This is a genomic window from Desulfurella sp., assembly GCF_023256235.1.
Lineage (GTDB): Bacteria > Campylobacterota_A > Desulfurellia > Desulfurellales > Desulfurellaceae > Desulfurella.
Genome location: NZ_JAGDWY010000089.1, coordinates 1 through 11,887 on the forward strand (window position 1 = coordinate 1; position 11,887 = coordinate 11,887).

Here is an 11,887-nt window from a genome sequence, read left to right on the forward strand (position 1 = left end):
AAATCAACAAAGACACGCCTACAGCTGCTAATCCATAATAAACATTGCCAGTATGAGATTTTATAAAACCTATTATGTAAGGTGCAAAAAATCCACCCAAATTTCCTATAGAATTTATTACTGCAATTCCAGCTGCAGCTGCTGCCCCTGATAAAAACTTGTTTGGCAATGCCCAAAATGGTCCAAACGCAGCATATGCTCCAGCCGTAACTATTGATAATACTATTATTGATGGAGCGGGTGTTTTTATAAATAACATTGCAAAAATTGCTATAGAACTTACGAGCAAAGGAATTTGAGTATGATAGCGCCACTCAGCTTTTTTATCCGCTGATGAGCCATTAACAACCATCATTATAGCTGCAAATAAAAATGGTATCATAGCTAAAAACCCAACTGTCTGAGCACTATAAGACTTTGACAAACCTTTTATGATTTGTGGCAACCAGAAACTTATTGAATATAATCCCATAATCAGTCCAAAAAAATAAATAAAAGCAAGCAACCACACACGTCCATTTTTCATAGCTTCACCCACTGTCATTTTCTGTTGTTTGGCTTTTTCTGCTTGCTCTTGAGCTATCTCATTTGTCAGCCAATCTCTTTCTTGTTGAGTTAAAAATTTTGCCTCAGATGGTTTGTTTGGCAAAATAAAGAAAGTTAATATACCAAATACAACAGCTGGTGCTCCTTCTAATATAAATAGCCATCTCCAGCTTTCAAGCCCAGCCCAGTGGACATGATCCAATATGATACCTGATATAGGAGAGCCAATAACACTGGAAAACGCCAAAGCAGTCATAAACAAAGCCACAGCCTGAGCAAGTTCACGCTGTGGGAACCAGTATGTTAGATACAAAATCACACCAGGGAAAAAACCAGCTTCTGCAAGACCTAATAAAAATCTAGCAATATACAAATGCGTTGGTGAATTTGCAAAACCAGTTAAAGTAGCAACAAAACCCCAAATTACCAAAATTAATGATATCCAAACCCTTGCGCCAATTTTGTGTAACATTAAATTGCTTGGCACCTGAAATATCAGATAACCTATAAACAAAATACCAGCAGCAAAACCGAATTGTTCAGAGCTTAATCCAAGATCCTTGTTCATTTTTAAAGCGGCAAAACCTAAATTAACTCTGTCTAAAAAATTAATAACATACAACAAAAACATGTACGGTATTAAAAACCGTTTTACCTTTGAAATAGCACTTTTTGCAACGGCTTCGGCCATACACACCTCCTAAAAATTGGTCTGATTATTAGACCATTATCTAAAATTATAGTATTTTTTTATTAAATGTCAACTAAATTTTTAAATTATTAACTCATATACTGATCTTATAATTTACGAAAGTTAAAATAAAAACAGAAATAAATTATCGTTAAATGTTTTGCTTGCTAAATTTGTCAAGGTAATTTTTAAATTCTTGGTCTATAAAAGAAAGGTGTTTTGACATACTTTGTTTTGCAAGAAAAGGATCATTTTGTAAAATTGCATCTAACACAGCTTTATGTTCAAGTAGCAACTCTCTTTTTGATAAGCCTTTTATTTTTGTGACGTATTCTCTGCCTACTTTTACGGTATCCTTTAGCAGGTTAAAAATCGACATCATCATATGGTAAAGTACAGTGTTTTTTGAAGCTCTAATGATAGACAAATGAAACTCTGCATCTTCGTATTCACCAGAATTTGATTTATTGCTTATTTTTTCTAATTCTAAATAAGCTTCGCTCACATATTTTTTTGACTCTTCATCGGCATTTTTTGCTGCCATCTCAACTGCCCAAACTTCAAGTGTTTTTCTAATTTCCATAAGCTCCCAGGTTAACCTTGGGTCTTTCACAAGTAAATTGTCAATACCCTTTAGTATATCTTCGCCAACAGATTTTATAAATGTGCCATCACCCTGAATGCTTTCAATCAAACCTTTTGCTTCTAAAATATTTAACGCTTCTCTAACAGAACTTCTGCTTACTTCAAACATCTTAGCCAAATCACGCTCTGAAGGTAATTTTTCATTCGGTTTCAAAATACCATCTTTTATATAAAGCTCTATTTGATCCACAATTTCTTCTGAGATCTTTTTTTGCCTAATTGGTTTGAAAATCATACCATTATTTAATTTATTCTTTTTTTGTTATACATAATTTATATATTGTTTGAGCCAATTCTTCTGACCTTGACGACAAAGAATAAGATTTATTGTTCAAGCGCCATTTAAGCCCGTTGAAAATTATACTACCCAAAATGACATCAGCAATAACCTCATTTTGTGGGCAATCATTAATTAAATTAATAATATTTTGTCTATAATCAAATACAATTTTTTGCAATTTTTCTTTTTTTTGAACATCACCAATATGGATTTCATCAGAAAAAACCATTACAGGAAGCACTTCGTTATTTTCAACCATTTTAAAATGCTCATTTATAAGCTTAAAAATTCTTTCATACAAATTATCTTCTTTTTCTACTGTTTTTATAATATTATTCAAAAGGATTCCTATATTATCCAGAAAATACAATATTAGTTCGTCTCTATTTTTAAAGTATTTATAAATTGCTGGTTGCGAAACTTGCAATATATCAGCTACCGCTTTTGTTGTTACATTATTAAAACCTTTTTGAGCTGCAATTTGACCTATAGCTTTAAATACTTCATTTTTTCTTTCTTGTTTTGACTTTCTCACATAGTTAATTATAAACTTTTTTTAACCTCTTGGCAAATGTTTTTTAATCGCCTTTTAACTTAAATTCCCATTTAATCATTTCATCTTTTGCTGATTGAGCATCATTTGCATTTGGTAGCAACGCAAGGTAGATGTTCATATGAGAAATTGCTTTTTGATAATCTTGCACTTAAGCAAATAACAAAGCTATATCGTGATGTAGATTTGGATTAAATGGATTACTTTCTATCCACACTATTTAATTGTTCTATGGCTTTATCTAGCTTGTTTTTCTGATACACTTGAGCGTGTATAATGGTTTTTTAGAATTTTCATTAAGTTCTACCGATGAGGGACTTTCTTGAACAATATCATTTATCCTATTTTCAATAAAAATCGGTATTTTATGGTTAAAATCAAATTGACTTTCACTTTGAGCCAAAGATACATTTTTAACATCCTGCGCACTAACTTTGGTTTTGCCGTGAGGTTGTAGGCGAGAAGTTGGAGTGTTGAAAAAATTTTTAAAGGCAATTGGTGGGTTTTGGACTAGAGGGTGTAGTTGAACAGTTTTGTCAACAGAAAGCTATCTATAGTCAACTGTTTTGCTTAAAAAGTTACTTCTTTCTAACTCAAACACAAACATTTTATCTCTAATAAACACAGTAGTTACATCATACAAAGCTTCAATGTAGTCTTGTATAAACCACGGCTCACTTTCGCTAAGCTCATTTTCTCTTGTTTTTGTTGTATACAAAACTTTGTAATTGTCTTTATCTATTGGTGGCATGGTTAAACTTTTAATTACAATTTCATTGTTAAAGACTTTTGATTTTGCTTTGTATCTAAATTCGTAATCTGCTATTTTAAAGTACTTTTTTGCAATATTTAACTGCACAAACTTACCAACCCTAAAGTCCACCAATGGCTCAATAAGCACAAGTTTTTCATTTAACCATGCCAAATTTACTATTTCTCTTGCAACATACCAAAATTCCTTTTCAATATATTCTTCATAATCTGATAATTTTTCTTGCTTTATCAATAGATCATGTTTTAATGAGGGATTTCTCCATAAAACCTTTTAAATGTTAGAACTATTCGCAATTCTGCTAACTTGGTCTTTAATTTCAAAACCGCTATTATTTAAAATAATATTGTATTTTTTAAAACAATCTGAGTTAAGTCTAAATACATTATTTTCCCCATATAATAAATCAGCATATCAATTGTCGTATCAAATGTAGTAGAAATAAATTAATAGCATAAAAACAAGCCAAGTCCAATGGCTTGGCAATAATTTTAAGTATCTGCTTTGCTTGTAGAACTTTCGCCGTCAAACATTGTTAAGCTTTTTGTGCTCCAAATAATCAAATCAAAATTTGACCCAATAAAACGCCTTTGTTCTTTGAAATTGGAATCGCCCGTTTCTTTAATCAAAGTTTCTACACTAATTCTCTCTTTCTGCCTTGCAAAATATTTTAAGGTTTTCATATGAGCCTCATAATTTATTACTTAAATGAATTGAAATTTAATTCAGGTGAAATTATTTTTTTTTATTATAATTTCAACTTAAATTAATTTTTTTAATCATAAATATATAATATATGGTTAACTATTTTTTTTAAACTTAATTATTAACTTTTATTTTAAATTTTTTTAAAAAAATTTCTTGACACTAAAAATAAATTCTTATATTATTTTAAAAGAGAAATATAAAATTATACAAAGGGGGGATAGAATGAACGGTCAGACTTCAAAAGGTGACGATTTATTAATCAAAACATCAGAAGAGTTTCTTCAAAAAGCTAACTTAAATCCGAAGCTTTATGAAGAATACATCCAATGGGCCAAAAACGATTGGGAAGGCTTTTGGGATTATTTTGGAAAAAATGAAATTACATGGTTTGAGCCTTTCAAAAAAGTATTTGATGATTCAAATGCTCCATTTTATAAATTTTTTGTAGGTGGAAAGTTAAATATTAGCTATAATTGCATAGATAAGCACCTTTCTACATGGAAAAAAAACAGAGCCGCTATAATATGGGAAAGTGAAATAGGCGAAAGCAAAACAATAACATACAGAGAACTCTATTATCAGGTTAATAAATTTGCAAATGTTTTAAAAACTTTAGGTGTTAAAAAAGGCGATAGGGTTGTTCTTTATATGCCAATGATAGTTGAGCTTCCCATTGCCATGCTTGCATGTGCTAGAATTGGAGCTATACACAGTGTAGTTTTTGGCGGGTTTTCGCCAGCTGCACTAAAAGAGCGCATAATTGATGCAAACGCGAATGTAATAATAACAGCAGATGGCGGAAGAAGAGGTGGTAGAGCCATACCGCTAAAAGACAGCGTAGATGAAGCGATTAAAGATTTAAAAAACATAAAATATGTGGTCGTTGTAAAACACATAGGCAGAGATGTTTTTATGAAAACGCTCAGGGATTTCTGGTGGAATGACCTCATGAGTGACCCGGATTATGCTAAAAACTATTGCGAACCCGAAGTTATGGACTCTGAAGATCCGTTTTTTTTGCTTTACACTTCAGGATCAACTGGAAAGCCAAAAGGCGTTTTACATACAACTGCAGGTTATTTAATATGGAGAATTCTAACAGCTAAATGGGTATTTGACTTAAAAGACGAAGATACATTCTGGAGTACAGCCGATTTAGGTTGGATTTCTGGACATTCATATACATTGTATGGGCCATTATCGGTGGGCTCAACAACATTAATTTACGAAGGCATTCCTACTTATCCAGATCCAGGCCAATGGTGGCGCTTAATCGAAAAATATAGTGTAAATGTCCTATACACAGCACCAACTGCCATCAGGGCACTTATGAAATATGGTGAAGATTACCCTAAAAAATACAATTTATCTTCTTTAAGACTTTTAACAACAGGCGGAGAAAGGCTAAATTCTGCTGCCTGGTTGTGGTATTACAAAAATGTAGGTCAAGAAAAATGTCCTATAATAGATGCATATGGCCAAACGGAAACAGCAGGCCACATGCTCTCATCTTTGCCAATAGTACCACAAAAACCTGGTTCTGTAGGTATTCCCGTACCTGGTGCGTTCCCGGAAATTGTTGACGATGAAGGCAATATAATAACTGAACCATACAAAACAGGTAATTTAGTATTTACAAAACCATGGCCATCAATGGTCAGAACACTCTGGCAAAATGACGAATTATACAAAAAAACTTACTGGAGCGCATTTGACGGTAAATATTACTTAACAGGAGATATTGCATACAAAGATGAAGATGGTTATTTCTGGATGGAAGGCAGAATTGATGATGTTGTAAATGTTTCGGCTCATAGAATAGGGTGCGCTGAAATTGAAAATGCACTTACAAGCTATCCAGCCATTGCTGAAGCTGCTGTTGTTGGTGTACCAGATGATGTCACAGGCGAAGCGATTTTTGCATATGTAGTTCTAAAAGAAGGCGTAGATTTGACACATCATGATGAACTTGTCCGAGACATTAGGGATCATGTAGGCAGACAAATTGGACCAATTGCCAAGCCATCAGAAATTGTGTTTGTTGACCAGATGCCAAAAACAAGATCTGGAAAAATCGTTAGAAGGCTTTTAAAAGCCCTTGCAACAGATAAACCCATAACACAAGATATTTCAACTTTGGAAGACACAAAAGTAATAGAAAAACTCAAAAAAGCTCTCAAAGAAAGAAACGATTAAGATATATCTGGCTGGCTATTTTGCTAGCCAGATATTTACTCAATCAAATCTTTACAAATTTTTTTCATATTCTTGAAGATTTATTTACACTTTAAATTATACACTTTCAACAAATAAAAGAAGGAGGAAAATATGGCTGAATTGACTCGCAGAAAAGCAATTGAAATATTTGGGGCAACGCTTGCCACACTTTTAATTAACCCAAAAGTTTATTCAAGTCAGATTGATCAGATAGGACAGCCAATTACATTTGAAAAAACAGATACACCAGGTATAATATTTATAGTTGGCGATGGAATGCCCATTTCTACGCTTACAGCCCTGCAGAGCCTAAGAAATAGCATTGGCAAAACAACAACTTTTTATAGTAAGTTTCAAAGCAATGACGCAACAATCGCATATATGGGCACAGAATCTCTAAGCAGTATTGTAACAGACTCAGCACCTGCAAGTGCTGCATGGGCAACTGGCACAAAAACAGTAAATCATTTTTTAAGTGTATTGCCAAATGATAAAATTCTTAAAACAATAGCGGAACTTGCAAAAGAAAATGGCTATGATGTGGGTTTTGTAACAACAACACGCGTTACACACGCAACGCCTGCTGCATGGTATTCTCATAATAAAGACAGAGATGATGAAGCAAATATTGCCCTTGAAGCTTTAATGTTAAAACCTGCCGTGCTTATGGGTGGTGGGTTAAAGTATTTTAGTAAAGAAGCAAATCCTAAACTAAAAAAAGATACATTGTCAGATTTTAAAAAAGAAGGTTATGCTGTATACACAGATAAGGAGCAGCTAAAACAAATCGATTACAACAAGCCAATACTTGGTTTATTTGCAAAATCTCATATTGACTATTACATTGATAGGTTAAATGATAAAAATCTTGAAAGTCAACCTTCTCTTGCTTTAATGAGTGCAATTGCCCTAAAAAAACTGCAAACGGCAAAAAAAGGCTTTGTGCTGCAAATTGAAGCTGGTAGAATTGACCATGCAAATCATGCAAATGATTGCATGGGCGCGTTAATGGAAACAGCAGAGCTTGACCAGGTTTTAGAAGTGGTAGATGAGTATTTAAAAACTAACCCAAAAACGCTTGTTATTGTTACAAGCGACCATGGCACTGGAGGGTTTAATGTATTCGGTACTGGCGCAGATTATAATGACTCAACAGAAGCCTTTTTAAAATATAAACAAGTAAAAGCAAGCATACCCTATATTACAAAAAAAATTGAAAATAAAGGCTCAAAAGAAGTCCAGGACATTGTAGAATACTACACTGGCTTTAAAATTGAACCGTCCGAAGCTCAATTAATAATTGACTCACGAAGCCCAGATTTTACAGGAATTACTGGAAATTATCTGTATAGAGCCTATGATTCATGCGCGCTTGGTGCTGTGCTTGCAAAATGTGCATACCCATTATCAAAAGATGGTGATCAAAAAGGGAAAGCAAATTTGCGCAGGGGTAATGTGTATTTTGTTTCAACAACACACACAGGTGAAGACCAAGTAATTTTATCTTACGGATTCCGCTCAAGGGAGCTAATTGCTTCAAAAAGGATTGAAAACACTGACTTATTTAAAGCCATGGCATCTTTTTTAAATATAAAACCCTGCAAAAATCCGACTATGACAAAAAAAGAAGCAAAAGCTATTATGCAAGCCTATTACAAAGACTACACATATGAAAAATTAGCTAAAAGTTTTCAATTGCATGTAACTTAAAGATTGGATTTGGTAAATATAGTTTTTGTAATTACTTTGGCTTAAAGCCAAGGAGCAAAATATGAAGGAGATAATAAATAAAATGCTTGATAGTCTAACACATGCATACCAGCCAATAGTAAATATTCATACAGGTAAATCCATAGGTTTTGAAGCACTATTGAGAAACTTTTTAGAAAGCGGTTTTGAAAATATTGATTCAGTATTTAACTATGCATATGCAAACGATAGCTTGTTTACGCTGGATATTAATTTAAGAAAAAAAGCTATACAAAAAATCAAAAACAGTGATATTTTTCAAAATGATACTTTGCTTTTTTATAATCTTGACAATAGAACATTAACTTCAAGAGATTATGAATTTGGAAAAACAATAGAATTCTTGGATGAGCTTAATATATCACCATCAAATATATGTTTTGAGGTTTCTGAGAAACATTATCTTGAATGTTCTGAATATTTAATCAATCTTTTAAATAATTATAAAAAACAGGGCTTTAGCATATCGATCGACGATTTTGGCATAAAGTTTTCTGGTTTAGAGTATATTTATAACTTTGAACCAGATTATGTAAAAATTGACAGATTTTTTATAAGCGATATAAATAAAAATCATAAAAAAAGATTATTTGTAGAGCATATTATAAGTTTGTGCTCAAAACTTGGCATAAAAACCATAGCAGAGGGTATAGAAACACTTGGTGAACTAAAAGAATGTAAAGAAATGGATTTTAATTTTGCCCAAGGCTATTTTATAGAAAAACCGCAGATTGATCTGTTTTCATTAAAATCTGTTTATGAGCATATAAATGAGATAAAAAGCACAAGATCGCAAACAGACACAGATCTAATTTTAGAAAATTTAAAATCAATAGAACCCATAAACATTAATGAAAGCATAATAAATTGTTTATACAGATTTAAAGACGCTTCCGTAAATTTACTGCCTGTAGTTGACAATAAAATGCGACCTATTGGTGTTATAACAGAAAAAGATCTTAAAAATTACGCTTATTCACCCTATGGAAAAGATTTGTTAACAAATAAAACATACAATAAACCCCTATCTGCGGTTATTACAAAAGCTCCAATCGTATGCGCTACAAGCAAAATAGAAGATATAATTGAAAGTTTTGTACAAACAGAATCTGTTAATACAAAAGAAATACCGCCAGTTTTAGTAGTACAAAATGAAAAATACTTAGGTTGTCTTGATGCTGCAACTATAATAAATATTGTCCATAAGTATAATTTAGTACGCGTTTCAAACCAAAATCCGCTTACAAAACTACCTGGCAACAATCCTATAAAAGATTATATACAAGAAGTTATAAACAAACCCAATGAGGCAGCTTTTATTTATTTTGATATAGATAAATTTAAAGTTTACAATGATACGTTTGGTTTCAGACAGGGAGATAGAATTATTTTATTCTTATCAGATATTTTACAAAAAACCTTTTCTCAAAAACATTATTTTGTAGGTCACATTGGGGGCGATGATTTTTTTGTAGGTTGTGATTTATCAAAAATTAGTTTTGAAGAGGTTTTTGAAAAATGCATAAAAGCACAAGATGATTTTAAATATGGCAGCAAGGTGTTCTATCCAAAAGAAATTATTGATCAAGGCTATATCAGAGCAAAAGACAGGGATGGAATTGTTAAAAATTTTGGTTTTGTAAGTGTAAGCTTTGCTATTTTACACATTGCAAAACAAAGTGGCAACCTAGATGAAGAAAAAATTTCCAAATTGCTTGCTCTTTTAAAAAAACAGGCCAAATCTCTAAGCGCATTTAGTGTAGCAACATTGCTTGAACCAAGTATTAATTTATTTGATTTCTATGAATTTAAAAAATCTCACGCTTTTAACTTTAAACAAGCCAAATGAGGTGCAAAATGAAAACAATAAACGAGATCTTAGCTTATCACAAAGAAGTTTTAAAAACGGCAACAGAAAAAGAAAAAGGGGCTTTATACAATAGCATCGGTCAAATTTACTATTATAAAGGTAAAGCTAAAACAGCTATTAAATTTTTTAAATTGGCAATAGAAATTGATAAAAAATATGATTTAAAAAGTAATTTGGCAATCGACTATCTAAACCTTGGTAATGCCTACAGGGTTATTGGTGACTTTGAAAAAGCAAAAGAAAAGATAAAAAAGGGTTTACATATTGCATTAAATCTTAAAGATGCACACTGGATAGCTTTGGGTTATAAATACTTAGCTTTGTATTACCAAGCAAAAGGCAATTTAGATATGTCTAAAGCTTTTTTAGATAAATCAAGTGAATTGCTTACTACAATAGGCGAGCTTGCTGTTAAAAAAAGAATGCATAAAATATTATATATAAATTAAAAAAATCAATGCAAGAAAGTAAGAAACACTTTATTTATTACTAAATCAGCTTCCTTGAATTTCTGAAAAATTCTACTATATTTGTTCATTATAGTAAGTTTTTTTGACTTTTACTTTATAATAGGCTTCTTTGATCTGCAAATTAAGAAAATCTCATAAATTAACTTAGTTCATTTTGCAGACAAAGAATTCTAAATTTACGCAATTTTTAGTAGGTTTTAATGGTAAAAGGATAAATTATAAAATTAGGAGGTTTCATGATCACAATAATACAAAAAGGCAAAGCGCCAAAACCAATGTATTTTCATCCAACCTGGGCAAATGTTTATGTAAGTATAAACAAAGGTCAGCAAGCTTATTATGGTATACTATCTCTATCTTTATTTTGGGCTTCAATGACTGTATTCAGATTTACAATAGCTTTAGTACCCGAAAAACTTGTTCCTCATAAATATTTCTATTTTGCAAGTGCTATTTCTATAGGTTTATGTTTTTTAATATTGCCTGCATTAAATAGCGCGCTTGCTTTAGTTTTAGCTTTTGTATTTGCAGGCGCAGCTTGTAGTATATATTATCCGTTTTCTATGTCTTATGGACTGATTAATTATCCTCAACAACAAACAAAAGTTGCAGGTCTTATGGTAGCTGCACTAATGGTTGGTGAAGGAATTGGTTCCTTTGGTTTGGGACCGCTCCAGAATATATTGCCTTTAGAAAAGATTTATTTATTTTCAGCTTTGTGGGCAATACCATTGTTTATATTAGCATTAAAATTGTCTCGCAAACCAGTAACCAAGCAAAAATTAGCATAACAAAAATTATACAATTACTTATTTTTGGTTCTCAATCTTGTTAAATGCTATATATTAAGTGTAACATTAAAGTATGCTTTTAAGCCGATTAGCCTATAGCAAAATAAAGATATCCATCTTTTACATCATCTGATATTGCTATTAACCCAGGCTTTAAGATAGCACCTTCAGGTGGCTGAGCTTTTTCTAAACCAGCCTTTTTTATACTTACAGAACAAATTTCAAGTTTTAATCCCTTGCCAATAAACTTTTCTATCGACAATCTCAAACTACCCTGTGCAAATAAAGGCACTACTGCAGGGCCCAAAGCTACAACCTTTATATCTTGTCTGTCTATGCTATTTTCAATCATTGTAAGCACATGTTCCCAATTTTCTGGATTCATTATCTGCAAAACCCATTTATCCATTTTTATACCTCCTTTTTAATTTTAGATCCCGTATAACATTTATTCTAATTAATTTTCATCTATTATAATCAATCCATTAAAATTTACCAAAAGCTACATAAACTAAATTTATCTACAACATCAAATTTATGAGATTTTCTTAAACTGCTACTTTGATAATTATCAGCAGAATTTCTCAAGAATTCA

Annotated in this window: 12 protein-coding genes; 5 read left to right on the forward strand and 7 right to left on the reverse strand. The window is 31.9% G+C overall.

Annotated elements, in window-relative coordinates; translation table 11 throughout:
• The 6 genes from Q0C22_RS09415 to Q0C22_RS09440 all read right to left on the reverse strand — a co-directional run.
• Window positions 1-1,237, reverse strand: a 1,237-nt coding sequence (locus Q0C22_RS09415; RefSeq protein WP_291494116.1) for an MFS transporter, incomplete at its 3' end; no start/stop codon positions are given.
• A 151-nt stretch (window positions 1,238-1,388) separates the two neighbouring features.
• Window positions 1,389-2,072, reverse strand: a complete 684-nt coding sequence (locus Q0C22_RS09420) for a FadR/GntR family transcriptional regulator (protein ID WP_291494118.1) — start codon at window positions 2,070-2,072, stop codon at window positions 1,389-1,391.
• Window positions 2,073-2,130: 58 nt separating this feature from the next.
• Window positions 2,131-2,697, reverse strand: coding sequence for a TetR/AcrR family transcriptional regulator (locus tag Q0C22_RS09425; RefSeq protein WP_291494119.1), 567 nt, complete (start codon window positions 2,695-2,697; stop codon window positions 2,131-2,133).
• A gap of 259 nt (window positions 2,698-2,956) precedes the next feature.
• Window positions 2,957-3,118: a hypothetical protein gene (locus Q0C22_RS09430; protein WP_291494120.1), complete on the reverse strand. Its 162-nt coding sequence runs from the start codon at window positions 3,116-3,118 to the stop codon at window positions 2,957-2,959.
• Window positions 3,119-3,262: 144 nt separating this feature from the next.
• A complete protein-coding gene (locus Q0C22_RS09435; RefSeq protein WP_291494121.1) occupies window positions 3,263-3,721 on the reverse strand; it encodes a hypothetical protein in 459 nt (152 codons plus the stop codon).
• Between the two features lie 257 nt (window positions 3,722-3,978).
• Window positions 3,979-4,170: a hypothetical protein gene (locus Q0C22_RS09440; protein ID WP_291494122.1), complete on the reverse strand. Its 192-nt coding sequence runs from the start codon at window positions 4,168-4,170 to the stop codon at window positions 3,979-3,981.
• Window positions 4,171-4,417: 247 nt separating this feature from the next.
• Here Q0C22_RS09440 and acs point away from each other — a divergent pair, with 247 nt between their 5' ends.
• The 5 genes from acs to Q0C22_RS09465 all read left to right on the forward strand — a co-directional run bounded on the left by acs (window position 4,418) and on the right by Q0C22_RS09465 (window position 11,292).
• Window positions 4,418-6,391 (forward strand): acetate--CoA ligase, encoded by a 1,974-nt coding sequence (acs, locus tag Q0C22_RS09445; protein ID WP_291494124.1) that lies wholly within the window; start codon window positions 4,418-4,420, stop codon window positions 6,389-6,391.
• A gap of 132 nt (window positions 6,392-6,523) precedes the next feature.
• A complete protein-coding gene (locus tag Q0C22_RS09450) occupies window positions 6,524-8,122 on the forward strand; it encodes an alkaline phosphatase (protein WP_291494126.1) in 1,599 nt (532 codons plus the stop codon).
• Between the two features lie 61 nt (window positions 8,123-8,183).
• Complete coding sequence (locus Q0C22_RS09455) at window positions 8,184-10,010, forward strand: EAL domain-containing protein (protein ID WP_291494128.1); 1,827 nt, start codon at window positions 8,184-8,186, stop codon at window positions 10,008-10,010.
• An 8-nt stretch (window positions 10,011-10,018) separates the two neighbouring features.
• Entirely contained in the window at window positions 10,019-10,480 is a 462-nt protein-coding gene (locus Q0C22_RS09460; RefSeq protein ID WP_291494130.1) for a tetratricopeptide repeat protein, read from the forward strand.
• 257 nt (window positions 10,481-10,737) lie between these two features.
• On the forward strand, window positions 10,738-11,292 hold the full coding sequence (locus Q0C22_RS09465; RefSeq protein ID WP_291494132.1) for a hypothetical protein: 555 nt from the start codon (window positions 10,738-10,740) through the stop codon (window positions 11,290-11,292).
• Window positions 11,293-11,380: 88 nt separating this feature from the next.
• On the opposite strand, the gene Q0C22_RS09470 is transcribed toward Q0C22_RS09465, so the two are convergent.
• Window positions 11,381-11,701, reverse strand: a complete 321-nt coding sequence (locus tag Q0C22_RS09470) for a hypothetical protein (protein WP_291494134.1) — start codon at window positions 11,699-11,701, stop codon at window positions 11,381-11,383.
• Window positions 11,702-11,887 lie beyond the last annotated feature (186 nt).